Annotated in this window: 23 protein-coding genes and 1 pseudogene; 15 read left to right on the top strand and 9 right to left on the bottom strand. The window is 69.6% G+C overall.

The window, feature by feature from the left end:
* The first annotated feature begins 86 nt into the window (after positions 1–86).
* The 3 genes from AB0D93_RS13945 to AB0D93_RS13955 are packed head-to-tail and all read left to right on the top strand — an operon-like array spanning position 87 to position 3,288.
* Positions 87–1,067, top strand: coding sequence for an ABC transporter permease (locus tag AB0D93_RS13945; protein ID WP_362118288.1), 981 nt, complete (start codon positions 87–89; stop codon positions 1,065–1,067).
* A 10-nt stretch (positions 1,068–1,077) separates the two neighbouring features.
* Positions 1,078–2,142, top strand: a complete 1,065-nt coding sequence (locus AB0D93_RS13950) for an ABC transporter ATP-binding protein (RefSeq protein ID WP_362118291.1) — start codon at positions 1,078–1,080, stop codon at positions 2,140–2,142.
* 12 nt (positions 2,143–2,154) lie between these two features.
* The gene (locus AB0D93_RS13955; RefSeq protein ID WP_362118294.1) at positions 2,155–3,288 is read left to right on the top strand and encodes a dipeptide ABC transporter ATP-binding protein; all 1,134 of its coding nucleotides are present in this window, start codon (positions 2,155–2,157) and stop codon (positions 3,286–3,288) included.
* Between the two features lie 81 nt (positions 3,289–3,369).
* Here the strand turns inward: AB0D93_RS13955 and AB0D93_RS13960 are convergent, their stop codons facing one another.
* From AB0D93_RS13960 to AB0D93_RS13985, 6 genes are all read right to left on the bottom strand, one after another.
* Positions 3,370–4,110 carry a class I SAM-dependent methyltransferase gene (locus AB0D93_RS13960; RefSeq protein ID WP_362118297.1) on the bottom strand — a complete coding sequence of 247 codons (741 nt, stop codon included), beginning with the start codon at positions 4,108–4,110 and terminating at the stop codon, positions 3,370–3,372.
* A gap of 216 nt (positions 4,111–4,326) precedes the next feature.
* Positions 4,327–5,370, bottom strand: a complete 1,044-nt coding sequence (locus AB0D93_RS13965) for a dipeptide ABC transporter ATP-binding protein (RefSeq protein ID WP_362118300.1) — start codon at positions 5,368–5,370, stop codon at positions 4,327–4,329.
* 26 nt (positions 5,371–5,396) lie between these two features.
* Positions 5,397–6,422, bottom strand: a complete 1,026-nt coding sequence (locus AB0D93_RS13970) for an ABC transporter ATP-binding protein (protein ID WP_362118303.1) — start codon at positions 6,420–6,422, stop codon at positions 5,397–5,399.
* Between the two features lie 12 nt (positions 6,423–6,434).
* The gene (locus tag AB0D93_RS13975; RefSeq protein ID WP_362118306.1) at positions 6,435–7,415 is read right to left on the bottom strand and encodes an ABC transporter permease; all 981 of its coding nucleotides are present in this window, start codon (positions 7,413–7,415) and stop codon (positions 6,435–6,437) included.
* Positions 7,416–7,497: 82 nt separating this feature from the next.
* Positions 7,498–9,279, bottom strand: a complete 1,782-nt coding sequence (locus AB0D93_RS13980) for an ABC transporter substrate-binding protein (RefSeq protein ID WP_362118309.1) — start codon at positions 9,277–9,279, stop codon at positions 7,498–7,500.
* A 76-nt stretch (positions 9,280–9,355) separates the two neighbouring features.
* Complete coding sequence (locus AB0D93_RS13985; RefSeq protein ID WP_362118312.1) at positions 9,356–10,384, bottom strand: ABC transporter permease; 1,029 nt, start codon at positions 10,382–10,384, stop codon at positions 9,356–9,358.
* A gap of 496 nt (positions 10,385–10,880) precedes the next feature.
* Here AB0D93_RS13985 and AB0D93_RS13990 point away from each other — a divergent pair, with 496 nt between their 5' ends.
* The 5 genes from AB0D93_RS13990 to AB0D93_RS14010 are packed head-to-tail and all read left to right on the top strand — an operon-like array spanning position 10,881 to position 16,434.
* Positions 10,881–12,500, top strand: coding sequence for an ABC transporter substrate-binding protein (locus AB0D93_RS13990; protein ID WP_362118317.1), 1,620 nt, complete (start codon positions 10,881–10,883; stop codon positions 12,498–12,500).
* Between the two features lie 5 nt (positions 12,501–12,505).
* Positions 12,506–13,426: an ABC transporter permease gene (locus AB0D93_RS13995; RefSeq protein ID WP_362118320.1), complete on the top strand. Its 921-nt coding sequence runs from the start codon at positions 12,506–12,508 to the stop codon at positions 13,424–13,426.
* The gene (locus AB0D93_RS14000; RefSeq protein ID WP_362118323.1) at positions 13,419–14,399 is read left to right on the top strand and encodes an ABC transporter permease; all 981 of its coding nucleotides are present in this window, start codon (positions 13,419–13,421) and stop codon (positions 14,397–14,399) included. Before AB0D93_RS13995 ends, AB0D93_RS14000 begins: the two co-directional genes overlap by 8 nt.
* Positions 14,400–14,405: 6 nt before the next feature.
* Complete coding sequence (locus tag AB0D93_RS14005) at positions 14,406–15,389, top strand: ABC transporter ATP-binding protein (protein ID WP_362118326.1); 984 nt, start codon at positions 14,406–14,408, stop codon at positions 15,387–15,389.
* Positions 15,373–16,434, top strand: a complete 1,062-nt coding sequence (locus AB0D93_RS14010) for a dipeptide ABC transporter ATP-binding protein (RefSeq protein WP_362118329.1) — start codon at positions 15,373–15,375, stop codon at positions 16,432–16,434. The genes AB0D93_RS14005 and AB0D93_RS14010 overlap by 17 nt, the downstream gene beginning before the upstream one ends.
* Before the next feature lie 116 nt (positions 16,435–16,550).
* On the opposite strand, the gene AB0D93_RS14015 is transcribed toward AB0D93_RS14010, so the two are convergent.
* Positions 16,551–18,689 carry a prolyl oligopeptidase family serine peptidase gene (locus AB0D93_RS14015; protein WP_362118332.1) on the bottom strand — a complete coding sequence of 713 codons (2,139 nt, stop codon included), beginning with the start codon at positions 18,687–18,689 and terminating at the stop codon, positions 16,551–16,553.
* 203 nt (positions 18,690–18,892) lie between these two features.
* Here AB0D93_RS14015 and AB0D93_RS14020 point away from each other — a divergent pair, with 203 nt between their 5' ends.
* Positions 18,893–19,087, top strand: a complete 195-nt coding sequence (locus AB0D93_RS14020) for a hypothetical protein (protein ID WP_100828076.1) — start codon at positions 18,893–18,895, stop codon at positions 19,085–19,087.
* Positions 19,088–19,123: 36 nt separating this feature from the next.
* Here the strand turns inward: AB0D93_RS14020 and AB0D93_RS14025 are convergent, their stop codons facing one another.
* Together AB0D93_RS14025 and AB0D93_RS14030 are read right to left on the bottom strand one after the other, a co-directional pair.
* Positions 19,124–19,333, bottom strand: coding sequence for a DUF397 domain-containing protein (locus AB0D93_RS14025; protein ID WP_362118336.1), 210 nt, complete (start codon positions 19,331–19,333; stop codon positions 19,124–19,126).
* The gene (locus AB0D93_RS14030) at positions 19,330–20,190 is read right to left on the bottom strand and encodes a helix-turn-helix transcriptional regulator (RefSeq protein WP_362118339.1); all 861 of its coding nucleotides are present in this window, start codon (positions 20,188–20,190) and stop codon (positions 19,330–19,332) included. The genes AB0D93_RS14025 and AB0D93_RS14030 overlap by 4 nt, the downstream gene beginning before the upstream one ends.
* A gap of 106 nt (positions 20,191–20,296) precedes the next feature.
* Here AB0D93_RS14030 and AB0D93_RS14035 point away from each other — a divergent pair, with 106 nt between their 5' ends.
* From AB0D93_RS14035 to AB0D93_RS14060, 6 genes and pseudogenes are all read left to right on the top strand, one after another.
* Positions 20,297–20,758 (top strand): ATP-binding protein, encoded by a 462-nt coding sequence (locus AB0D93_RS14035; RefSeq protein WP_362118342.1) that lies wholly within the window; start codon positions 20,297–20,299, stop codon positions 20,756–20,758.
* 220 nt (positions 20,759–20,978) lie between these two features.
* Entirely contained in the window at positions 20,979–21,869 is an 891-nt protein-coding gene (locus tag AB0D93_RS14040) for a helix-turn-helix domain-containing protein (RefSeq protein ID WP_362118345.1), read from the top strand.
* Between the two features lie 54 nt (positions 21,870–21,923).
* Positions 21,924–22,112, top strand: a pseudogene (locus AB0D93_RS14045) (Uma2 family endonuclease); the annotation flags it as partial.
* Positions 22,113–22,194: 82 nt separating this feature from the next.
* Positions 22,195–23,055 (top strand): N-acetyl-1-D-myo-inositol-2-amino-2-deoxy-alpha-D-glucopyranoside deacetylase, encoded by an 861-nt coding sequence (gene mshB, locus AB0D93_RS14050; RefSeq protein WP_362118348.1) that lies wholly within the window; start codon positions 22,195–22,197, stop codon positions 23,053–23,055.
* Positions 23,052–23,468, top strand: a complete 417-nt coding sequence (locus AB0D93_RS14055; RefSeq protein ID WP_362118351.1) for a DUF6113 family protein — start codon at positions 23,052–23,054, stop codon at positions 23,466–23,468. Before mshB ends, AB0D93_RS14055 begins: the two co-directional genes overlap by 4 nt.
* Positions 23,469–23,627: 159 nt before the next feature.
* The gene (locus AB0D93_RS14060; protein WP_362118354.1) at positions 23,628–26,072 is read left to right on the top strand and encodes a hypothetical protein; all 2,445 of its coding nucleotides are present in this window, start codon (positions 23,628–23,630) and stop codon (positions 26,070–26,072) included.
* The last annotated feature ends 73 nt before the right edge of the window (positions 26,073–26,145 follow it).

Raw genomic sequence — 26,145 nt, forward strand, 5'->3', positions numbered from 1 at the left:
CGTCCCCTGCCGGTACCCGGCGCGCCCCCACCGCACGGGCGCGCCGGGTACCGCCTAGGCCGCCGACGTCTGAGAGCTGCCCTGTCATGCTGCGCTTCCTCGTCCGCCGGATCATCGGTGCCGTCGTCATTCTGTTCCTGCTGAGCATCGTCACGTTCGTGCTGTTCTTCGGGGTGCCCCGGGACCCGGCGCTGATGATGTGCGGCAAGACCTGCAACCCGGACAGCATCGCGAACATCCACCATGTGCTCGGCCTGGACAAACCCATCACCGAGCAGTACTGGATCTTCCTGCACAACCTCGTCATGGGCAGCAACCAGTTCGCCCAGGGCCCGTGCCCCGCCCCCTGCTTCGGCTACTCGTACCACACCAACGAGGCGGTCTGGAGCACCCTGATGGACCGGCTGCCCACCACCGTCTCGCTCACCCTGGGCGCGGCCGTGTGCTTCCTGATCATCGGTCTCGGCACCGGACTGCTCGCCGCCTGGCGGCGCGGCACGCTGATCGACAAGACGGCCACCGCGGGCGCCATGGTCATCAGCTCGCTGCAGATCTACTTCCTCGGCCCGCTCGCCCTGGCGATCCTCGTCTACCAGACGCACTGGTTCGACAAGCCCGCCTACAACGAGATCACGCAGAACCCCGCCGCCTGGTTCACCGGCCTGATCATCCCCTGGGTGATCCTCTCCACGATCTTCGCCGCGCAGTACACCCGTATGGCGCGGTCCTCGATGATCGAACAGCTCCAGGAGGAACACGTCCGCACCGCCCGCGCCAAGGGCATGTCCCGCCGTTACGTCTTCTTCCGCTACGCGTGGCGCGGTTCGCTGATCCCGATCGTCACCATCTTCGGCATCGACCTCGGCTCGCTGTTCGGCGGCGCCATCATCACCGAGTACACCTTCAGCCTGCCCGGCCTCGGCAACCTCGCCGTCCAGTCCGTCTTCTTCAGCGACCTGCCGCTGCTGCTCGGCGTGATGCTCTTCTCCGCCAGCATGATCCTGCTGTTCAACATCGTCGTCGACGCCGCCTACGCCTTCATCGACCCGCGCGTGCGGCTGTCCTAGGAGCACTGTCGTGACCACTCTGACCAAGGAAGCCGGTGCTCCGACCCCGGCCGGTGCCGGCCCCCTGCTCTCGGTGCGGGACCTGCACGTCAGCTTCAAGACCGAGGACGGCGTCGTACGGGCCGTGGACGGGCTGTCCTTCGATCTGGAGCGCGGCAGGACGCTCGGCATCGTGGGGGAGTCCGGCTCGGGCAAGTCGGTGACCAACCTGACCATCCTCGGCCTGCACAACCCCATGTTCACCACGGTCGAGGGCGAGATCCTGCTGGACGGCCGGGAGCTGACCACGGCCCGCGAGTCGGAGCTGGAGAAGCTGCGCGGCAACAAGGTCGCCATGATCTTCCAGGACCCGCTCACCGCGCTCTCGCCGTACTACACCGTCGGCCGGCAGATCGCCGAGCCGTACATGAAGCACACCGGCGCCTCCAAGAAGGAGGCCTGGGAGCGTGCGGTGCAGATGCTCGGCAAGGTCGGCATCCCGAACCCGAAGGAGCGGGCCAAGGACTACCCGCACCAGTTCTCCGGCGGCATGCGCCAGCGCGCGATGATCGCCATGGCGCTGGTCTGCGACCCCGACCTGCTGATCGCCGACGAGCCGACGACGGCCCTGGACGTGACGGTCCAGGCGCAGATCCTCGATCTGCTCAAGGACCTGCAGCAGGAGTTCGGGTCCGGCATCGTCTTCATCACCCATGACCTGGGGGTGATCGCCGACATGGCCGACGACATCATGGTGATGTACGCGGGCAGTGCGGTGGAGCGGGGCACCACCGACGAGGTGCTGCGCTCGCCCCGGCACCCGTACACCTGGGGCCTGCTGAACTCCATGCCGCGCCTGGACTCCGACCTCGGCGCCCAGCTGTCCCCGATCCCCGGCTCCCCGCCGTCGCTGCTCAACCCGCCCTCCGGCTGCCGTTTCCACCCCCGCTGCTCCTACCAGGACCGGGTGGAGGGCAGGGGCCGTTGTGTGAGCGAGCGCCCGCTGCTGGCGCCGGACCGGGCCTCCGCGTGCCATCTCACGGAGGAACAGAAGCGGACCGTCTTCATCGAAGAGATCAAGCCCCGTCTGGGCTAGGAGGACATTGTCATGACTGAGGACATGGTCCTCCCGGCCCCACGCGAGAAGGGCGCCGGCACGGACGGGGAGCCGCTGCTGGAGGTCTCCGGACTGACCAAGCACTTCCCCGTCAAGGGCGGCTTCCCGATCCGCCGGACGATCGGCGCGGTGCAGGCCGTGGACGGCGTGGACATCACCGTGCACGCGGGGGAGAGCTTCGGTCTGGTCGGCGAGTCGGGCTGCGGCAAGTCGACCACCGGCCGGCTGATCACCCGGCTGCTGGAACCGACCGACGGCACGATCACCTACCGCGGGCAGGACATCAGCCACGCCACGCGCAAGGATCTGGCGCCGATCCGCTCCGAGATCCAGATGATCTTCCAGGACCCGTACTCGTCGCTGAACCCGCGGCAGACGGTGGGCAAGATCATCTCCGGTCCGATGGAGATCAACGACATCAACCCGGAGGGCGGCCGTGAGAAGCGGGTCCGCGAGCTGCTGGAGATCGTCGGTCTCAACCCGGAGCACTTCAACCGGTTCCCGCACGAGTTCTCCGGCGGTCAGCGCCAGCGCATCGGGGTGGCCCGCGCGCTGGCCCTGGAGCCGAAGCTGATCGTCGCCGACGAGCCGGTCTCGGCCCTGGACGTCTCGATCCAGGCCCAGGTGGTGAACCTGCTGCAGAAGGTGCAGAAGGAACTGGGCATCGCCTTCGTCTTCATCGCCCACGACCTCGCCGTGGTACGGCACTTCTCGCAGCGCGTCGCGGTGATGTACCTCGGCAAGATCATCGAGGTGGGCGACCGGGACTCCATCTACACCCGGCCCCGCCACCCGTACACCCACGCCCTGCTGTCCGCCGTCCCGGAGGTGAACCTCACCCAGGACGACACCGCCGGGCGTGAGCGCATCCGGCTCGCCGGTGACGTCCCCTCGCCCATCTCCCCGCCCTCCGGCTGCCGCTTCCGTACGCGCTGCTGGAAGGCGCAGGACAAGTGCGCGACGGAGGAGCCACCGCTGGTCCGGATCTCCGGCAACCACGAGGGCCACCTGACGGCCTGCCACTTCCCGGAGGAGCCCACGATCGAGGCCCGGGACGAGGACATCGTCCTGGACCCGGCCCTGGCGGCGCTGGAGGAGGGGCCGGAGGACGGCTCGGCGGGCTAGGCCCCGCCCGGCGGACCACGCCGGAGCCACGGGGGATGACCCGCCCGTCCCCTGCGGCTCCCGGCGCTAGACCGCTCGGGCCTAGGCCGCTCGGGCCACGGTGATGATCTCGGGGCTGGCGGGGGTCAGCGGCCCCCGCCCCCAGTCCCCGTACTGCTCCGCGACCGTCAGGCCGGCCTCGGCCAGGAAGCCCGCCAGGGACTCCTCGTCCAGGAACCGCAGGACGCTGTGGCACACCTGCGGGGCCGGCCAGCCGGGGCCGTCGTAGGTCTCCGTGAACCGCACCCGGTCGCCGTGGAGCCCGGCTCCCTGCACCTCGTGCCACACCCGCACCGGGGTGCCGTCGGGGGCGGTGATCTCATGGACCCGGTCCGGGGTCCACCGCTCCCAGGCGCGGGCGGCCGGGTTGCGGGTCTCGAACACGAACCGTCCGCCGTCGCCCAGGGCCGCGCGGGCCGCGCGCAGACAGCGCCGGATCTCCTCGTCCCCGACCAGTTCCTGGAAGGCGTGCCCCGTCATGACGACGAGGTCGAACTCCCGTTGCCAGAGGCGCACCTGCGTGTCCCCGAGGACCCATTCGACGTCCGGCCGGACCCGCCGCGCCTGTACGAGCATGGCGGCGGCCGGATCGAGTCCCGTCAGCCGCCCCCGGTGCCCCTCGGCCCGGGCCTGTCGCAGCAACCGCCCGGTGCCGCACCCGATGTCCAGCACCGAGCGGGCCTCCCGCACCAGGCCGAGGTAGAAGTCGTCACCCGGTCCCCAGGAATTGAGGCGGTCGTAGAGCGCGGCAAGCGTGAGATCGGTGAACACGTGATCTACCACCGCGGCAGTCTGACACACGATGTTGAACGGTGCGTCAGGTTCCGGTGCACTTCTTGAGCGTCTCTCAACTCCCGCCCCGGCACGCCGTTTACGCGACGAAGGCCCGCACCTGGGGAGGCGCGGGCCCTCATCCCCTGGACCGGACGTTCATGGGCTCGGGTCAATGGGCCGGTGAAAGTCCGTTCCGCGAGGGGGCGGCTGACGAAAAGGGGTGTGTCAGGCCGCCGCCTCGGGGTCCTTGGCGAGACGGGGAGCGGGGACGGTGTCCGCCGTCTCCGGGTAGTGGCACGCCGTCAGGTGGCCGGGCTTGTTGCCCTCCGCCTGCACCAGCGGCGGAGCCTCCGTCGCGCACTTCTCCGTCGCCTTCCAGCAGCGGGTGCGGAAGCGGCAGCCGGTGGGCGGGTTGATCGGGGACGGGACGTCGCCGACCAGGCGGATGCGCTCGCGCGGCTCCGCGTCCACCGTGGCCTCGGGCACGGCGGAGAGCAGGGCCCGGGTGTAGGGGTGGCGCGGGTTGCCGTAGAGGTCGTCGCGGTCGGCGATCTCCACGATCTTGCCGAGGTACATCACCGCGACGCGGTGCGAGAAGTGCCGGACGATCGCGAGGTCGTGGGCGATGAAGACGAAGGCGATGCCCAGTTCCTTCTGCACCTTCTGCAGCAGGTTCACCACCTGGGCCTGGATCGAGACGTCCAGGGCCGAGACCGGCTCGTCGGCGACGATCAGCTTCGGCTCCAGGGCCAGCGCGCGGGCCACCCCGATGCGCTGGCGCTGACCGCCGGAGAACTCGTGCGGGAACCGGTTGAAGTGCTCCGGGTTCAGGCCGACGATCTCCAGGAGTTCACGCACCCGCTTCTCGCGGCCGCCCTCCGGGTTGATGTCGTTGATCTCCATCGGACCGGAGATGATCTTGCCGACCGTCTGCCGCGGGTTCAGCGAGGCGTACGGGTCCTGGAAGATCATCTGGATCTCGGAGCGGATCGGCGCCAGGTCCTTGCGGCCGGCGTGTGTGATGTCCTGCCCGCGGTAGGTGATCCGGCCGCCGGTCGGCTCCAGCAGCCGGGTGATCAGCCGGCCCGTGGTCGACTTGCCGCAGCCGGACTCGCCGACGAGGCCCAGGCTCTCGCCTTCGGCCACCTGGAAGTCCAGCCCGTCCACGGCCTGCACCGCGCCGACGGTCCGGCGGATCGGGAAGCCGCCCTTGATCGGGAAGTGCTTCGTGAGCCCGGAGACGTCCAGGAGGGGGTTCGTGTTGCTCATGGTCGTGAAGTCCCGTCTGGTGTCCGTCAGTTGTGCCGGGTTGCGGCGAAGTCGGAGAAGAGTTCCCGCTTCTGCTCCGGCGTCAGGTGACAGGCCGAGCCACGGCCGTCGACCACCTTCAGCTCCGGCCGCTCGGTCGAGCACAGGCCGCCGGCGACCTTCTCGGCGAACGCGCAGCGCGGGTGGAAGCGGCAGCCGGAGGGCGGGTTGAGCAGCGAGGGCGGGGAGCCGGGGATGGGCGAGAGCGGCACGTCGACCGGGCCGTCCAGGCTCGGCATGGAACCGAGCAGGCCCAGCGTGTACGGGTGCTGCGGAGTGCTCAGGACCTCGCTCTTGGTGCCCCGCTCCACGCACCGGCCGCCGTACATCACGAGCACGTCGTCCGCGATGTCGGCGATGACGCCCAGGTCGTGCGTGATGAAGATGATCGCGGTGCCGAACTCCTGCTGGAGGTCCTTCAGCAGGTCCATGATCTGCGCCTGGACCGTCACGTCGAGGGCCGTGGTCGGCTCGTCGGCGATCAGCAGCTCGGGGTCGCAGACCAGCGCCATGGCGATCATCGCGCGCTGGCGCATACCACCGGAGAACTGGTGCGGGTAGTCGTCCACGCGGGTGTCGGGCTGGGGGATGCCGACGCGGCGGAGCATCTCGATCGCCCGGGCCCGGGCCTCCTTCTTGGAGGCGCCGGTGTGCTTGCGGTACGTCTCGGCGATCTGCGCGCCGATGGTGTGGTACGGCGAGAGCGAGGCCAGCGCGTCCTGGAAGATCATGGACATCTTGTTGCCGCGCAGCTTCTCCAGCTCGGACTCGGAGGCGCTGATCAGCTCCTTGCCGTCGAGCAGGATCTCGCCGTCCATCGCGGTGTTGCGCGGGTCGTGCAGGCCCAGGATCGCCATGTTGGTGACGGACTTGCCGGAGCCGGACTCGCCGACGATGCCGAGGGTCTTGCCCTTCTCCAGGTCGAACGACAGCCCGTCGACGGCCTTGACGACGCCGTCCTCGGTGGAGAAGTGGACCTTCAGGTCGCGGAGGGAGAGGAAGGGGGTGCTCATGGTTCGCTCTCCTTACGCGAGGCGCACGCGCGGGTCGATGAGGGCGTACACGGCGTCCACGATGATGTTGAAGATGACGATCGCGGCCGCGGCGACCAGGATGACGCCGAGGAGCATCGGCAGGTCGTTGGTGCTGACCGCCTTCACCGAGAGCATGCCGATGCCCTGCAGGCTGAAGGTCGACTCCGTGATGATCGCGCCGCCGAGCAGCGTGCCGAGGTCGAGGCCGAAGATGGTGATGATCGGGCCCATCGCGCCGCGCCAGGCGAAGCGGAAGAACACCGTCCTGCGGGAGAGGCCCTTGGCGCGCGCGGTGCGGACGTAGTCCTCGCTGAGCGCCTCGACCATCTGGGAGCGCGTCATACGGGTGTAGTTCGCGGTGAAGATCAGGGACAGCACCAGCCACGGCACCAGCAGGCCCGTGAACCACTTGCCCGGGTTGTCGGTGATGGGTGTGTAGTTGGCGCGCTCCAGCAGGTGCATCTGGTCCACGAAGAGGTACGTGGCGAAGACGCCGACGACGTAGATCTGCATCGAGGACGCGATCAGCGAGGCGGAGCTGGCGATCTTGTCGAGGGGCTTGCCCTGCTTCACCGCGGCCAGCATGCCGGTGCCGACACCGAAGAGCAGGAAGACCGCGGCGCTGCCGAGGGCCAGGGAGATCGTGGTCGGGAAGCGGTCCCCGATGGTGGCCAGGACCGGCTCGCGGTTCTGGAACGAGTAGCCGAGGCAGGGCGCGTTGCAGTGCCCGAAGGACGTGTAGTCACGCCCCACGAAGATGCCCTTGAGCCAGTCCCAATACTGCACGGGGAGCGAGTGGTCGATCCCCAGGTTCTTCTTCACCAGGGCCAGGGTCTCGGGGGTGCAGACCTTGCCGCACGCGATGCGGGCGGGGTCGCGCGGAGCGGCGTAGAACAGGACGAACACCAGGGCGCTGATGATCAGCAGGATCACAGCGGCGCCGAGGGTCCGGCGGATGAGGAAGCGGAGCATGGCTGTTGGGGTTTCCTGACGGGATGCCGTAGGGGGTGAGACGGCGGGGCGGCACCGTGGCCGCCCCGCCGGGGGTCGTACGTCAGGCCTTCACGAAGGTCTTGTACAGCAGGGTCGCGGAGAAGTTCGGGTCGAACTGGGCACCGCCCACCTTCGAGCCGTACACGTAGAAGCGGCGGGTGAACGTCTCGGGGATGATCGGCGCCACCTCCTGCATGATCTTCTTGTCCAGCGCCGCCCAGGCCTTGCCGGCCTCGGTCTGGTCCGCGATCACCGCGTTCTTCTTGATCGCGTCGTTGATCCAGCCGATGTTCGTCTGGGAGACGTTGTTCTGGCCGTTGCCGATGGCGGCGCCGTCGAACAGCGGCTCGATCATCGTGTAGGCGGTGGGCCAGTCCGGGGACCAGCCGAACCACATCACGTCGTACTGGTTGTTGATCTGCTGGATCTGGTCGTAGTACGACGTGGAGTCGACCGGCTTCATGACCGGCGTGAAGCCGGCCGCCTTCAGCGCGTTCTCGATGACGACCTTGGTCTTCAGGTAGGTCGGGTCCTGCGGGAAGGCGTAGACGATCTTCATGCCCAGCTTGCCGGCCTCCTTCAGCAGCGCCTTGGCCTTGGCCGGGTCGCCCTGCGGCTTCTGCAGCTTGCCGTAGAGGTCGTACTTCTCGTAGCCGATGATGTCGGGGCTGAGGATCGAGGTGGCGATGTCACCGGCGGACGGGCCGCCGTAGATCTGCCGGATCTGCTGCAGCGGCCAGGCGTGGATCAGGGCCTGGCGGACCTTGAGGTCGGTCACGCGCTTGGTGTTGATCGGGTAGTAGTAGGTGCCGGTGAGCAGACCGTTGAAGGTGCGCTTCTTCAGCTCCGGGTCGGTGAGCACCTTCTGGATGCGCTCGGCCGGGACGCCCTTGTAGATCGACACCGCGTACTGGTCGTTGCCCTGGTCGGCGATCAGGCGGTCGGTGCTGTCGAGGATCTGCACACCGAAGAGGAACTCGAAGCCGTCCGGGTAGGCGTTGCGGATCGAGTCGGTGGCCGGGTCCCAGTACTTGTTGCGGGTGAGCACCATCGACTTGTCGGTGGTGTGCGCCTTGATCTTGTACGGACCGCAGGAGGCCGGGTTCTTGTCGTACTTCTCCTTGGTGTCCAGCTTCACCGACGTGGCGGCGTACGAGTGCATCGCCAGCGTGAAGTTGAAGTCCGGCTTCGGCTCGGCCAGGTGGAAGGTGATGGTCCGCTTGGCCTTGTCGGTGACGATCGAGTCGAGGTGCTTGCCCTTGTACGGGCCCTCGTAGGCGTCACGCCACTTGGCGCCCTTGCCGGTCAGCGCCATCTGGACGTAGGTGCCGGACTCGGTGATGAACGGGGCCCACAGGCGCTCGATGCCGTGGCGCACGTCCTCGACGGTCAGCTCGCTGCCGTCCTCCCACTTCAGACCCTCCTTCAGCGTGAAGGTCCAGGTCTTGTTGTCCTTGGAGGCGGTGCCGGTGTCGGTGGCCAGGTCGCCGACGAGCTTCTGGTGACCGGAGGAGTCGATCTTGTAACCGGTCAGGCAGCGGTGCAGGAGCAGCGCGACGGTGGAGTTGTACGCGTAGTAGATGCGCTGCGGGTCGAGGTGCGAGAAGTCGTCGGGCGCGAGGCCGTAGATCGTGCCGCCCTTCTTCGCGCCGGGGATCTCGGGGGCCGGGCCGGTGGAGTCGGCCTTCGTGCCGATGGTGACCTTGGCGCCCGTGTAGCTGGTGGCGCCGGCGCTCGGGGAGCCGTTGCCGCCCCCGCCGCCGCTGCTGCACGCGGACAGCAGCGTCGAGCCCGCGGCCGCGACAGAGGTGGCGATGACGAAGTTTCTGCGGGAGAGAGACATGGCTGCCCCGTTCGTAGTGGATGACAAGTGGTGCTTGATCCCGGCCGGGCCCCGTCGCCCGGGGCCGGGAGGAGACTCAGCGCTTGGTCTTCGGGTCCAGGGCGTCGCGGACCGAGTCACCGAGCAGGTTGAAGGCGACGACGAAGATCACCATGGCCAGGCCCGGGAAGAGCATGAAGGTGATGTCGTTCTGGTAGACCTTGGCGCCGTTCTGGATCATCACACCCCAGTCGGGGGTGGGGTCCTGGAGGCCGACGCCGAGGAAGGCGAGCCCCGCTTCCGCGGTGACATAGGTCGGGAGGAGGAGCGTTGCCTGGATGAGGATCGGGGTCCACAGGTTGGGCAGCAGTTCCTTGAAGATGATCCGGGCCGGCGAGGCACCGGTGACCTTGGCGGCCTCCACGAACTCGCGCTCGCGCAGGGCGAGCACCTCGCCGCGCAGCAGACGGGCGATGGAGGCCCAGCCGAAGACCGTCATCACGATGATCAGGCTGGCGACGGTCAGCCACACCGGGGTGTTGTCCGTGGGCTTGACGAAGATCAGCAGGACCACCGGCCAGAACGCGATGAAGAACAGCGTCTGGGGGAACGCCAGCAGGATGTCGATGACCCGGCCGACGAAGTAGTCCGTCTTGCCGCCCAGGTAGCCGGCGGTGACGCCGAGGACGACACCGAGCAGGGTGGTCAGCAGCGCGGCGACGGTGGCGATCAGCAGCGAGTTGCGGATGCCGTAGAGCAGGAAGGTGAAGACGTCCCGGCCGAGCTGCGGCTCGATGCCGAACCAGAAGTCGGAGCTGATGCCGCCGTTGGGCTTGACCGGGTAGTTGAACTCGTTGAACAGGCCGGGGATGTTCATGCCGTACGTCGTGTACGGGTCCTTGCCGTACACCTTGGCGATCAGCGGCGCGGCGATGCCGATGACGAAGAAGAAGATCACCACGAAGGCGGATATGACGCCCGTCCGGTCACGCTTGAAGCGGGTCCAGGCCAGCCGTCCCGGAGAGCGGCTCTCGGTGCCCTTCGGGTTGCCGGGCTTCGCCGATACGGCGCTGTCCTCGTTGGTCACCTCGAGTGGGGCGGCCGAGGAAGGGGTTGGGGGGGTCATGATGCTCCGTGCCTTGTGGGTCAAGGCTCCGCAGGGCGCTCCCTACGGGCTACGCCGGACTTTTTCAACGCAATTCATTCAAGGTCAATAAATTCTCGGTCGCCTTGGTTGCGTCTTTACCTTCTTTACTTTTACTTGATCATTCTGTAGCTACGCGGGTAGCACGCCGTAATCAATCCGTGCTTCACATCGGACCAACTGGACTAATCGGGCAATGAGTTCGTTATGCGGACGGTGGTGTGTCGAAATGCGTACATCGGCCCGTCCGAATCCAACGTTTCGGCATCGTTGTGCGGAGATCTATTGCGCTGCCCGTCCAAGATCGTCCGCCCCGCGCGGTAAGCGCACGCGTTCGGGCGGTGCGTCCCTCCGATGGCGGCTCGATCCGGCTCGCGCGTCCCCCTGGTGGCCCCCTGATGCGGCGGCTCACGTGCGATATATGTCATACAAGAAGATATTGGCTGATATCGCATCAGTGATCGCGGAGGAGGCAGCCATGCGGGGAGTCACGCGCGCCCGATGGGCCGCCTGTGCGATCGCCGCGGGGCTGCTGGGCGCCGGCTGCGGAGACAGCGGGGGATTCGGCGGCGCGGGTGTGCTCACCTCCTCCTGGGGCGACCCGCAGAACCCGCTGGAGCCCGCCAACACCAACGAGGTCCAGGGCGGCAAGGTCCTCGACATGATCTTCCGGGGCCTGAAGAAGTACGACCCGAGGACCGGCAAGGCCCAGAACTGGCTCGCCGCCTCCATCGACACCAGGGACTCCCAGAACTTCACGATCAAGGTGCGGGACGGCTGGACCTTCTCCAACGGTGAGAAGGTGACCGCCCACTCCTTCGTCGACGCCTGGAACTACGGGGCGAGCCTGAGGAACAACCAGAAGAACGCCTACTTCTTCGGCTACATCGACGGCTACGACAAGGTCCACCCCGACAGCGGCTCCCAGACCGCCGACACCCTGTCCGGACTGAAGGTGGTCGACGACCACACCTTCACCGTCCGGCTGGGCCAGAAGTTCTCCAGCTTCCCCGACACCCTCGGCTACGCGGCCTACGCCCCGCTGCCCCGCCTCTTCTTCACCGACCACGCCGCCTGGGTGAAGAAGCCGGTCGGCAACGGGCCGTACCGGATCGAGTCCTACACCAGGGGCTCGGCGATGAACCTGAGGAAGTGGAACGCCTACCCCGGGCCCGATCCCGCCCGGAACGCGGGCGTGACCCTGCTCGTGTACACCGACAACAACACCGCGTACACCGACGTGCTGGCCGGCAACCTCGACCTGGTCGACGACGTGCCGGCCAGCCAGCTCAAGAACGTCGACACCGACCTGAACGGCCGCTACATCAACACCCCGGCCGGCATCCTGCAGACCCTGGCCTTCCCCTACTACGACCCGCGGTGGAACACCGGCGGGGCACGGAAGGTCCGCACGGGCCTGTCCATGGCGATCAACCGCAAGCAGATCACCGAGACCATCTTCCGGAACACCCGCACCCCCGCCACCGACTGGACCTCCCCGGTCCTCGGCGTGGCCGGCGGCTACCAGGCCGGGCTGTGCGGCCACGTCTGCGAGTACGACCCCGTCCAGGCCAAGAAGCTCATCCAGGAGGGCGGTGGGATCCCCGGCGGGCAGCTGAAGATCACCTACAACGCGGACTCGGGCTCGCACAAGCAATGGGTGGACGCGGTGTGCCACTCCATCAACAACGCGCTGGGCAACGACAAGGCCTGCGTGGGCAACCCGGTCGGCACCTTCGCCGACTTCCGAAACCAGATCGGGCAGCACAAGATGACCGGTCCCTTCCGGGCCGGCTGGCAGATGGACTACCCGTTGATCCAGAACTTCCTGCAGCCGCTGTACTACACGGGCGCCTCCTCCAACGACGGCAAGTGGTCCAACAGACAGTTCGACCGGCTCGTCGACCGGGCCAACGCCGAGACCGCGCGGGCCGCGGCCGTCCGGCTGTTCCAGCAGGCCGAGAAGGTCGTCCGCGACAACATGGCGGCCATCCCACTCTGGTACCAGAACGGCAGCGCCGGCTACGCCTCCCGGCTCTCCCACGTGGCGCTGGACCCGTTCAGCGTGCCGGTCTACAACGAGATCAAGGTCGGCTGATCCCCATGGGGCGCTATGTCGCGAGGCGGCTGCTCCAGATGATCCCGGTGTTCATCGGGTCGACGCTGCTGATCTTCCTGATGGTGAACGTGATGGGCGACCCCATCGCCGGGCTGTGCGGCGAGCGGGCCTGCGACCCGGCGACGGCCGCCCAGCTGAAGCGCGAGTTCGGCTTGGACAAGCCGCTCTGGCAGCAGTACGCGACCTACATGGGCAACCTCTTCACCGGCGACTTCGGCACCGCCTTCAACGGTCAGCCGGTCACCGAGCTGATGGGAACCTCGTTCCCCGTCACCATCCGGCTCACGATCGTCGCCATCCTCTTCGAGATCGTCATCGGGGTGACGCTGGGCGTGGTGACGGGCCTGCGGCGCGGCCGGCCCGTCGACACCGGGGTGCTGCTGGCCACACTCGTGGTGATCTCCGTGCCCACCTTCGTCACCGGTCTGCTGCTCCAGCTGCTGCTCGGCATCAAGTGGCAGTGGACCAGCCCGTCGGTCCGCTACGGAAGCTTCGACGAGCTGATCGTGCCCGGCCTGGTCCTCGCCTCCGTCTCCCTCGCCTACGTCACCCGGCTGACCCGCACCTCCATCGCGGAGAACAAGCGGGCCGACTACGTCCGTACGGCGGTCGCCAAGGGCCTGCCGCGGCACCGGGTCGTCGTACGGCACCTGCTGCGCAACTCGCTGATCCCCGTGGTCACCTTCATCGGCGCGGACATCGGCGCGCTGATGGGCGGGGCGATCGTCACCGAGCGGATCTTCAACATCCACGGCGTGGGCTTCCAGCTCTACCAGGGCATCCTGCACCAGAACACCCAGACGGTCGTCGGTTTCGTGACCGTCCTCGTCCTGGTCTTCCTCGTCGCCAACCTCCTCGTCGACCTCCTGTACGCCGTACTCGACCCGAGGATCCGCTATGCCTGAACAGCCGTACAAGCCCGAGGGCGCGATCGCCGGGACCGGCATGGGCGGCGCGATGGACCTCGGGGCGAGCCAGGCCGCCACGCTGGACCGGATCCCGGGCGGCCCGGAGGGCACCGGCCCCGTGGGCAGACCGCGCTCCCTGTGGTCCGACGCCTGGCGGGACCTGCGCCGCAACCCCGTCTTCCTGATCTCCGCCGTGGTGATCCTCTTCCTGGTCTTCATCTCCCTGTGGCCCTCGGCGATCGCCTCCGGCAGCCCCCTGAAGTGCGACCTGGCCAAGGCCCAGGACGGCGCGGGGCCGGGCGCGCCCTTCGGGTACGACGGCCAGGGCTGCAACGTCTACACGCGCACGGTGTACGGCGCCCGTACGTCCGTCACGGTGGGCGTGTGTGCCACACTCGGGGTGGCCGTGCTCGGGGCGGTGCTGGGGTCCCTGGCGGGCTACTTCGGCGGGGTGTGGGACTCCGTCCTGTCCCGGATCACCGACATCTTCTTCGCCATCCCGGTCGTCCTCGGCGGACTGGTCCTGCTCTCCGTGGTGACCAGCAACACGGTCTGGCCGGTGATCGGCTTCATCGTCCTGCTCGGCTGGCCGCAGATCGGCCGCATCGCACGCGGCTCGGTCATCACCGCCAAGCAGAACGACTACGTCCAGGCCGCCCGTGCCCTCGGTGCCTCCGACTCCCGCATCCTGCTGCGCCACATCGCCCCGAACGCGGTGGCGCCGGTGATCGTGGTGGCGACCATCGCGCTCGGCACCTACATCGCCCTGGAGGCCACCTTGTCGTACCTCGGCGTGGGACTGAAACCGCCCAGCGTCTCCTGGGGCATCGACATCTCCGCCGCCTCCCCCTACATCCGCAACGCCCCCCACGCCCTCCTGTGGCCCTCGGGCGCCCTGGCCGTCACCGTCCTGGCCTTCATCATGCTCGGCGACGCGGTCCGCGACGCCCTGGACCCGAAGCTGAGGTGAGGGCGCGTGCTGCTCGAAGTGCGGGACCTGCAGGTGGAGTTCCGGACGCGGGACGGTGTCGCGCACGCCGTCAACGGGGTGAGCTACGAGGTCGACGCGGGGGAGACCCTGGCCGTGCTCGGGGAGTCGGGGTCGGGCAAGTCGGTGACCGCGCAGGCCGTGATGGGGATCCTCGACGTGCCGCCCGGGAGGATCACCGGGGGGCGGATCCTCTTCCAGGGGCAGGACCTGCTGCGGCTGAAGGAGGAGGAGCGGCGCCGGATCCGGGGCGCGGGGATGGCGATGATCTTCCAGGACGCCCTGTCGGCACTCAACCCCGTGCTCTCCGTGGGGGACCAGCTCGGCGAGATGTTCGTCGTGCACCGCGGGATGTCGAAGAAGGACGCGCGGGGCAGGGCCGTGGAGCTGATGGAGCGGGTACGCATCCCGGCCGCCGCCCAGCGCGTGCGGGACTATCCCCACCAGTTCTCCGGCGGTATGCGCCAGCGCATCATGATCGCCATGGCGCTGTCCCTGGAGCCGGCGCTGATCATCGCCGACGAGCCCACCACCGCTCTCGACGTCACCGTGCAGGCCCAGGTCATGGACCTGCTCGCGGAGTTGCAGCGCGAGTACCGCATGGGCCTCATCCTCATCACCCATGATCTCGGGGTCGTCGCCGACGTCGCCGACCGGATCGCCGTGATGTACGCCGGGAAGATCGTCGAGTCGGCCCCGGTACACGACATCTACAAGGCGCCCGCCCACCCCTACACCCGCGGCCTGCTGGACTCCATCCCGCGCCTGGACCAGAAGGGACAGCAGCTGTACGCGATCAAGGGCCTGCCGCCGAACCTGATGAACATCCCGCCGGGCTGCTCCTTCCACCCCCGCTGCCCCATGGCCCAGGACGTCTGCCGCACCGACGCACCCCCGCTGTACGAGGTCTCCGGCGTACGCGGCAGCGCCTGCCACTTCTGGAGGGAGTGCCTGGATGACCGCGACCACTGAGCCGATCCTGGAGGTCAGCGGGCTCGTCAAGCACTACCCGCTCACCCGGGGCGTCCTCTTCAAGAAGCAGATCGGCGCGGTGAAGGCCGTGGACGGCGTCGACTTCCACCTCGGCCGGGGTGAAACCCTCGGCGTCGTCGGCGAGTCGGGCTGCGGCAAGTCGACGGTCGCCAAGCTGCTCTGCAACCTGGAGCGCCCCACGGCCGGCTCCATCCGGTTCAAGGGCGAGGACATCACCAAGCTGTCCGGACGCGCGCTGAAGGCCGTACGCCGCAACATCCAGATGGTCTTCCAGGACCCGTACACCTCGCTCAACCCCCGGATGACGGTCGGTGACATCGTCGGGGAGCCGTACGACATCCACCCCGAGGTGGCGCCCAAGGGCGACCGCCGCCGCCGGGTGCAGGAACTGCTGGACGTGGTCGGCCTCGACCCGGAGTACGTCAACCGCTATCCGCACCAGTTCTCCGGCGGCCAGCGCCAACGCATCGGCATCGCGCGGGGACTGGCGCTGCGACCGGAGGTGATCGTCGCCGACGAACCGGTGTCCGCGCTGGACGTCTCGGTCCAGGCCCAGGTGATCAACCTCCTGGACCGGCTGCAGTCCGAGTTCGACCTGAGTTACGTCTTCATCGCGCACGACCTGTCCATCGTCCGGCACATCTCCGACCGGGTCGGCGTCATGTACCTGGGCCGGATCGTGGAGACCGGCCGGGACACCGAGATCTACGACCACCCCACGCACCCCTACACCCAGGCCCTCCTCTCGGCGGTCCCGGTCCCGGACCCCGGGCTCCGCGAACACCGCGAGCGGATCATCCTCAGCGGAGACGTGCCGTCGCCGACGAACATCCCCTCCGGCTGCCGCTTCCGCACCCGCTGCTGGAAGGCGCAGGAGCGCTGCGTCCGCGAGGTTCCGGCCCTCGCCGTACCGGCGGCCTTCCGGGACACCTCCGGCCCGGCGGCGCACGACTCGGCCTGTCACTTCGCGGAGGAGATGCGGATCGTTCCGGCGGAGGGGGAGTACGGCAACGGGCCGGGGTGACATGGCGCACCCCGGCCCGTTCACGGCACCCGCACGGCCGTACGCTGATCAGCCTCCCGCGTCCGTATATCGGTACCGCTTCGGCGAAGTTGCCTGCGTGTTAACGCAGTTGACGGTCATTTGTCCCGCTCTGGCAGCGAGCGCCGCAGGAAGTCCAGCTGCAGCCGCAGCAGGTTCTCCGCGACGTTCTCCTGCGGGGTCATGTGCGTCACCCCCGACAGCGGCAGGACCTCGTGCGGGCGGCCCGCGGCGAGCAGGGCGGAGGACAGCCGCAGGGAGTGGGCGACGACCACGTTGTCGTCCGCGAGGCCGTGGATGACCATCATCGGGCGGTGCGGCCCGGCCGGGTCGACCAGGCCCGCGTCGTCGATCACCGAGTTGCGGCGGTAGACCTCCGGCTGCTCCTCCGGATGACCGAGGTAGCGCTCCTGGTAGTGGGTGTCGTACAGCCGCAGATCGGTCACCGGGGCGCCGACCACCGCCGCGTGGAAGACGTCCGGGCGGCGCAGCACCGCCAGCGCCGCCAGATAGCCGCCGAACGACCAGCCGCGGATCGCCACCCGGTCCAGGTCCAGCGGGTACTCGCCGGCGAGCGCGTGCAGCGCGTCCACCTGGTCCTGCAGCACGGTGGCCGCCACCTCGTCCCGGATCGACTTCTCCCAGGCGGGCGAGTGCCCCGGGGTGCCCCGGCCGTCGGCCACGATCACCGCGAAACCCTGGTCGGCGAACCACTGGGAGGTGAGGTGGGCGTTGTGCGCGGCGAGCACCCGCTGGCCGTGCGGGCCGCCGTAGGGGTCCATGAGGACGGGCAGGGGAGTGTCACCGGGGTAGTCCCGCGGCATAAGCACGGCGCACGGGATTCGGCGTGCGCCCCCCAGTGCGAAGGTCACCCGCGGGGACATACCAGGATCTTCGGCGTACGACCGGACAGTCGCCGCCGGTTTTCCGTCACGCAGCACCTGGACACGGGTGCCCGGCTTGTCCGGCGTCGCGGACACGAGCACCGTCACCTCCCCGGCACGCACCGCGGAGTGCACGCCGGGCTCGTGCGACACGCGTTCCAGGCCCAGCTCGTTCACCCGGTACACATGGACCTCGCCGATCTCCGGCTCCTGCGCCTCCGTGCCCGCCGAGGCGGAAACGAGCACGTCGTCGGAGCCCACGTCCAGCACCGCCCGGATGTGCAACTGACCGCTGGTCAACGGCCGTTCGCCGACCGTCAGGACCCGTGCCCCGCCCTCGTCCGCGATGCGGACAAGCTGCCCGGAGGGGCTCCAGCAGGGCACTCCGGCGAAGAGTTCAAGCCAACTTGGATCTTCGTCCGCGTGCACCATGCGGGTCGTCCCGGTGTCCGGGTCCACCGCCAGGAACAACTGGCTGCGCTGGTCCCGCGCCTGCACGAGCAACAGCGGCGCACCCGCCGCTGACCAGTGCACACGGGCCAGATACGGATAGCGGGACCGGTCCCACGCCACCTCCGTGCGCCCCCCGTGGAGCCCGATCACGAACAGCCGTACGTCCGCGTTCGGGGTGCCCGCTGCCGGGTACGCGATGTTGAGTGGCTCACGCTCCGGGCGGGCCGGGTCCGCGATCCACCACCGCCGCACCGGCGTGTCGTCCACGCGCGCCACGAGCAGCCGGCGCCCGTCGGGCGCCCACCAGAAGCCCCGCGAACGCGCCATCTCCTCGGCCGCGACGAACTCCGCGAGCCCGTAGGTGACCTGCCCCGCTCCGGCCGTCGGCTCCGGCTCGGCGAGCGCCCGGTCGTCCTCGCCCTCGGCGCCCACGACCCGCAGGGCGCCCCTCGAGACGTAGGCGACGTGCCGGCCGTCGGGGGCGGGGCGCGGGTCGATCACCGGTCCCGGGACCCGGAGTTCGCGTGTCGTGCCGGCCCGCAGCTCGGCCGTGAAAAGCCGCCCTGACAAGGCGAAAGCCGCCAACTCCACGGCCCGGTCGGTGGCGTAGCCGACGATGCCGGCGCCGCCCTCCCGGCTGCGTTCGCGGCGCGCCCGCTCCTCGGCCGAGAGTTCTTCGAAGGCGCCGCCGAGGAGGGCGCCGGGGTCGGCCGCCAGGTGCTCGCCGCCCTCCGGAAGGTCCATGACCCACAGGGAGTTGGCCCGGTCGGTGCCGGAGCCGGAGCGCAGGAACGCGACACGCGAACCGTCGGGCGCCACGCTGAACGCACGCGGCGCGCCGAGCGTGAATCGCTGCGTCCGGGCGTGCCGACGGGGGAAGGAGTCAGACTCGGTCGTCATACCCCGACCATATTGGCCATGCGCCCCCTTGTGCGGCCGTGCGCCGCGCGATGCGCGAGCACGGATAGTTATGATCACTACCGCTGTGTGGGTATGAACCTGCTGGCGTCTGCATTGATTTGCTCTACCGATCTACGACCGAGTGACAACCCCCATAGTCCGAACCCCCCCCGCGTCCTTGGGATCTTTGGAGGTGAGCCGCCGTGGCACTCTCGATTTCGGCGGTGGTGCTGCTGGCGATCATCGTCTTCCTGCTGATCAGGAAGTCCGGGTTGAAGGGCGGCCACGCGGTCGTCTGCATCCTGCTCGGCTTCTATCTCGCCTCCTCGACCGTCGCGCCCACGATCAGTGAGCTGACGACGAACGTGGCGAGCATGATCGGGAGCATCAAGTTCTGACCCGTACGGGTACGCGTGCCGAAGGTGCCCGTCAGGTCAGTCTTCGGACGCGTACGACACGAACAGGGTCCAGGCCCCTGGTGCCAGCATGAGCCGGGGACCGTCGACGTTCTTGGAGTCCCGGACGTGGATGGTGCCGGGCGCTGTCGCGATCTCGACGCAGGAGTCGCCGTCGTTGCCACCGCTGTAGCTGCTCTTGAACCACATCAGCTCGGACGCGTCCCCGGCAGCGGTCTTGCGGATCATGCTTCTCCCAGCAGTTGTTCGATCAGAGCGAGCGACTCCCGTGGAGGGAGTGCCTGAGCCCGGATCGTGCCATACCGCAACTCCAGAATGCGCAGGTCTTTGGGTTCTGTGATCGCTCGGCCGTTGAACGAGCCATCAGAGCGACCCACGGCCGTACCGTCTGCGAACTTCAGTAGTTCGATCCGACCGTCCAGCCCGGAGTGGGTGTCGCAGTTCATCGGCATCACCTGAAGCACGGCGTTGTGCAGTCGCCCGACTTCCAGCAGACGTTCGAGCTGCTGACGCCAGACCATTGTGCCCCCGATGGGACGCCGCAGGACTCCCTCTTCCAGGACGAAGCTGAGGGCTGGAGAGGGCGAGCGTTCGAAGATCGACTGGCGGGCCAGGCGAGCGGACACCATGCGTTCCACGTCGTCCGGCGAGTACGGCGGCTGCGCCGCTCCGATCACCGCTCGTGCGTGCTCCCGCGTCTGCAACAACCCAGCGATGATGTGGCTCTCGTACAGGGCGATCTCGGCGGCCTTGGCCTCCAGTTCCGCCAGCGCTCGCACCTTCTTGGGATACCGGACCTTGGCCACGTCCGCCTTCATCGCCGACACCAACCCACCGGCCTCCAACACCTCGTCGGCGTTGTCCAGATACCCGGGCTGGGGAATCCGCTTGCCCGCCTCCACCTTGTAGACCAGGTCCTCGCCGTAGCCGATGGCCTTGCCGAACTCGCCGGCCTTCATCCCCGCCGCCTCGCGCCGCAGCCTCAACTGCCGCCCGACGGTGGCGATGACCGCGACGCCCCACTCGTCGTCCGGGTCCACCTCCCAACCCGGCTCGTCCGACCCGCCCTTGAGTTCGTCCGTCATCACCCCTCCTGACAAGCGCCGACACGCTGGACAACCGCCGGACAGTCACCGTACGCAACGGTGTAATCACTCATCACGGTAGGGGCCGACGGCCACTCTGAGTGACGTGAATCAGCAAATTGCCGAGGACCAACTCCACACCGGCATCCCCAACTTCACCGTCCTCCTCTCCTCCACCCAGCGCGGTGCCCGCCTGGCCCGACTGCTCGCAGCCGACCAACTCCGAAGCTGGGGCCTCCCCACCGACCCCGCAACGCACATCGTGGCCGAGCTCGCGGCCAACGCCGCGACTCACGGCCGCCTCCCCGGCCGCAGCTTCCGCCTCACGCTCTACGTCGTCGGCCACACCTTGCGCATCGAAGTCACCGACACGCGCGGTGACCGCTTGCCCAAGCTCCAAGTGCCGGACGTGCTCGCCGGGTCCGGTCGTGGCCTGCTGCTCGTGGATGCACTCGCAGATCGCTGGGACGTCGCCGAGGGCCGGTTCCCACGCAAGACGGTCTGGGCCGAACTGCTCCTTCCGGCACCGGAACCCGCCCCCACGAGTTCCGGTGGCGCCAGCGATTGAAGACAAAGAACGTCGGGGGAAAGAACTCAACCAAGCCCCACCCCTCCCGCCCGTGGCCCACGCTCACTCGGGCGGGTGAATATGCCTGCGTCAGCTGGATTTCGCAGCCCTGGTCACCCATACGCTCAGCGCAACACAGCCGCAGACATGCGACGGCCCTCGCCGGGACGGGCAATCCCAGTGCGAGGGCCTGACCACCGAGGAAGGTAAGGACTTCCCGATGGATACGCAGGACCCTAGCGTGCCCCCGCGCGCCCAGTCCCGCATTGCCGACAACAAGCACCCGAATCGGGGTCACCACGCTGGCGGGCTCATCCACGACAACACCCGCCACACCGCCCGCTTCACGGTCATCGGCAACCACCTCACGCAACACCCCGACCTCTCCCTCCTCGCGATCGGCCTGGCCTGCCACATCCAGTCGCTGCCGAAGGGCGCCCGCGTCGACATCAAGACCCTCGCCGCCCGCTTCCCCGAGGGAGCCACCCGCATCGCCGCCGCCCTGCGCGAGCTGGAGACCTACGGCTACCTGCACCGCGAACGCACCCGGATCCCCGGCGGCCGTATCGTCACCCGGACCGTCTCCTGCAACCAGCCCGCAGCCCGGCGCCACCGCCGCGACAAGCCCAGCTGCCCCGCTCTGCGGCCCGTACGACCGGCTGAGGCGCCGGCCGAACACCCGCGCCGTACCGCCCCCAAGCCCCTCCCCGCCGTACCCCGGCCGTCCTGCACCGCCCCGGCCCTCCTCCAGGCCGCCACCGACCTCCTCGCGAGCCTGCGCGGCCACGACTCACGCCTACTCCTCTCGGAGAAGGACACGGCACACCTGGCCCCAGGTGTGGCCGCCTGGCTGGAGCGGGACGTCAGCCCCACCGCCGTACGCCAGGCACTGACTGCCGACCTGCCACCGGAGGGACTGCGCCGCCCCGCCGCCCTGCTGGCCCACCGCCTCGCGACCCAGCTGCCACCCCCACCGCCCTTCCGTGCGCCGGCCGCCCCGCCACCCGTACGGCACCCGTTCCAGACCTGCGACGGCTGCGACCGCCCCTTCCGCGCACCCGTCCCAGGCCGCTGCCGCGACTGCCGAACCGATCTCGTGGAGGCCGCCTAGCCTGAAAGCGACGATCCTTGCCCCTGGGCACAGACGACGAGGAGCGAGCGCCATGACCATCGCCCCGGCACCGGCGCTGTCCTCTCCGACATCCACCCCACCCCCGACGGCCCCCGCTACGCCACCCGCAAGGACTTCGTGTACGGCGAGGACGTCACCATCGCGGACTGGACCGTCTCGACCGATGACCTTCCGCGCTACCGGGACGAGAGTCGGAGCGACGAGGCGGAGTCGCGGCCCTGACGCTGAAGAGCGTCTTCCGGATACGAATGAGCTCGTTCGGCGAAGACGCGAGTCCCTCGCAGGGACCTCGTAGGGTGTCCCCATGACGGAACTGCCCGCCCGGCGTCTGCTGCTGGTGCACGCGCACCCGGACGATGAGTCGATCAACAACGGCGCGACCATGGCCCGGTACGCGGCCGAGGGTGTCCATGTGACCCTGGTCACCTGCACCCTCGGGGAACGGGGCGAGGTCATCCCGCCCGGACTGCGGCATCTGACGGGACCCGCGCTGGGCGCGCACCGGCGCGGCGAGCTGGCCGAGGCCGTGCGCGCGCTGGGCGTGGCCGACGCCCGGCTGCTCGGCGGGGCGGGGCGGTACGGCGACTCCGGGATGATGGGCATCCCGGACAACGACGATCCCGGCTGCTTCTGGCAGGCCGACGTGGACGAGGCCGCCGGCCACCTGGTCGAGGTCATCCTGGAGGTCCGCCCCCAGGTCCTCGTGACGTACGACGACCACGGAGGCTACGGCCACCCGGACCACATCCAGGCCCACCGCGTCGCCATGCGCGCCGTCGACCTCGCGGCCGAACGCGGCCACCGGATCGCCAAGGTCTACTGGAACCGCGTCCCGCGCTCCGTCGCCGAGGCCGCCTTCGCCCGCCTCCAGGACGAACTGCCCGCGCTGCCGTTCGGCAAGAGCGCCTCCCTGGACGACGTACCCGGCGTGGTGGACGACGAGCGGATCACCACCGCCGTCGACGGCAGCGCACACGCCTCCGCCAAGGCCGCCGCGATGCGCGCCCACGTCACCCAGATCGAGGTGGCCGAGCCGTACTTCGCGCTCTCCAACGAACTAGCCCAGCCGCTGTTCACCACCGAGTACTACGAGTTGGTGCGCGGCGCGGCACGGCCGGGGGAGACCGACCTGTTCGCCGGCCTCGACCTTCAGGAGACGTCATGAGCAACCAGGGACAGGGCCCGCTGCTCGCCCAGCCGCTGCGACGGCCCTCGGCCGGACGGATCGGCGCCCATGCCGGACTCTTCCTGCTCGGCCCGGTCGTCGCCCTCGCCGGGGCGCTCGTCCAGGCCGCCTGGTTCCCCGGCGGGCTGCTCCTCGCCCTCGCGGGCGCGGCCGGCCTCTTCCTCGGCGGGGCGTACGCCACCGGCGGCCGGGGCGGGGCGGTCGCACCCGTGGCGGGCTGGATCGTCACCGTCATCCTGCTCACCACCGCCCGCCCGGAGGGCGACTTCCTGTTCGGCGCCGGTGCCGGTTCCTATCTCTTCCTGCTCGGCGGCATGGCTCTCGCTGTGATCTGCGCCACCCTTGGCGCCGGGCGGCAACCCCGCGGCGGCCCCGCCCGACTTGGCAAGTGACGTACCACTTCGCCATGCGGTGCACGTGCGAGTCCCGTGTGGGTTTCCTCAGCGGTCATGGGATAAGCGCCAGAGGTGGCCAGTATGGTGGTGCGCGCCGCCGAGCCGCCCGCTGTGTGAGGTCGATACGGGCGGCGGAGCCAACTGGGAGAACCTGCCTTGAGTCGTGAAACTGACACTCCGTCCTCCGGGCCCAACGGGCGCGGCGGAGCCGCATACCCCTCCGGCACGCCGCCGTACGGGACCCCCATGGCTTCCGACGACGCTGCCGACGCGGGCCGTTCGGCCCCGCGGCCGGAGGAGAAGAAGACCGAGACCACGCTGACGACCCGGATCCGGATCAACATTCCCGGATCCAGGCCCATTCCGCCGGTCGTCGTGCGCAAGCCCGTCGGGGACGCCGACGTCGCCGGGGACGAGACGCCCGCCGCTCCGCGGCCCACCGCCGCCGACCGGCCGGCCCCGGGCCCCGCCGAGCCCGCCGCCGAGCCCCCGGCCCAGGGCGAGGACAAGACCAGCGACTGGTTCGCGCCCCGCAAGTCGTCCGGCGGCAAGGGCGGTCCGGGCGGCGGCGCCACGAACGGGGCCGGAATCCCCACCGGTTCCCACCCCGCCCCCGGTGCACCGGGCACCCGGACGGGTGGTGCGGGAGCATCCGGTACGACCGGTACCACCGGCGCACGCCCCGGTGGCGGCCGTCCCGGTGGCGTGGTCGGCTCCATGAGCGTTCCGGGCGCCTCCCGCTCCGGCACCACGAACGGCAAGGGCCTGCCCGGCGCCACTGGCGGCCCGGTCGCCCCCGGACACGGCGGCGGCACCGGTTCCTTCGACGTGACCGAGGCGCTGGCCGCGGGCCCGCTGGGCTCCGGCTCCCGCCCCGGCGCGTCCGGCGGCGAACCCCGCCGCGACGACCTGCCGTTCTTCACGGAGAACGGCGGCCAGGACGGCTTCGGCGGCCCGGGCACGAGCGGTGCGAGCGGCCCCGACGCCTTCGACGGCGGCACCCCGGACACGAGCGGACGCGACGGCTTCGGCGCCACGGCGGGCGGAAACGCGACGAACGGACCCGGCGGCCTGGGCGGCCCCGGCGGCCCCGGCGGCCCCAGCGGCTTCAACGGCCCGCACGGCCACGGCGGTCCCGGCGGCCCGCAGGGCCCGGCCGGACCGACCAGCGGTCCGGTCACCGGCGACGGTCCCCTCGTCCCGTCGGCGGGCGAGGCCTTCGACGACCTGTCCTCCCCGGGCGGTTCGTTCGGCACGGACCGCTACGGCGCTCCCGGCGGCCAGGCCCCCCGCAGCGCCCTCGCCGACATCGCCGACCTCGAAGGTCCCCCCGGCCCCGGCCGTCCCGGCGCTCCGGGCGGCCCCGCAGGCCCGGGCACCGGCCTCGGCGGCGGCGCCACCGGCCTCGGCCCGGGCGGCGGGCTCAGCGACGACACCGCGATCCTCACCCCGCAGAAACCGGCCCCCGAACCGGGCACGCCCGGCTACCGCCCCGACAACGTCTCCGGACACACCGTCACCAGCGGCATCCCGGTCGTCCCCGGGGCCGGCACCTCACCCTTCGGCAGCGGCTCCGCCGACGGCCCGGCCGCGCGGACCCCGTCCGGGCGGCCGGAGCCGGCGCCCGCGCCCAAGACGCAGGCCAAGCCCAAGAAGAAGGGCCGCAGCAAGCTGGTGCTGCTCGGCGTCGGCGTGGTCGTCGTCGCGGGCGGTGCCTACGGCGCCGGGCTGCTGATGAACCACACCGACGTCCCCAAGGGCACCACGGTGCTCGGCGTGGACATCGGCGGCGGCACCCGCGACGACGCCGTCAAGAAGCTCGACGACGCCTTCGGCAGCCGGGTGAACAAGCCGCTGAAGCTGTCCGTCGGCGGCAGGACGGTCACCCTCACCCCGGAGAACGCGGGCCTCCAGTTCGACTTCCAGGACACCGTCAGCAAGGCCGCGACCAGCGACTACAACCCGGTCCACGTCATCGGTTCCCTCTTCGGGCAGAAGCGTGTGATCGAGCCCCAGATGCCGGTCGACGAGGAGAAGCTGCAGGCCGCCCTCCAGCAGGCCGGCGGCGGCTCCGGCTCGGTCGTCGAGGGCGGCATCGACTTCAAGCCGGGCCACGCGGTCGCCGTCTACGGCAAGGCGGGCAAGGCCATTGACGCCGGCCAGTCGACCGCCGCGGTCGAACAGGCCTACCGCACCCTGGTGGAGACGAACACCGCGACCGCGGTCACCGTGCCGACGACCACCAAGCAGCCGACGGTGTCGAACGCGGCGGTCGACCAGGAGATGAAGGAGTTCGCGCAGCCGGCGATGTCGAGCAGCGTGACGGTGCAGGCGGGCGCGGGGCACGTGATCCTGATGAGCCCGGGCAAGTCGCTCTGGAAGTTCCTCAGGGTGGTGCCCACGGCGGACGGCAAACTGGTCGACAAGCCCGATCTGAACGCCCTGCAGCAGCTCTACGGCAAGACCTTCGACGGCGTGCTCATCACCCGCGCCAACGGCAAGAAGACGCCCGTCACCCCGCAGGACGTCTACGGCGTCCTGCGCCAGGCGCTGCTGAGCAAGACCAACCGGGTCGCGGTCATCGACACCAACCCGAGCTAGCCGCACCACGGTCGAAAAGGGGCGCCCACCGTTGGGGGCGCCCCTTCGCCGTGCCTGTCACCCGATCCGCATG

The organism is Streptomyces sp. NPDC048191, assembly GCF_040652655.1.
Lineage (GTDB): Bacteria > Actinomycetota > Actinomycetes > Streptomycetales > Streptomycetaceae > Streptomyces.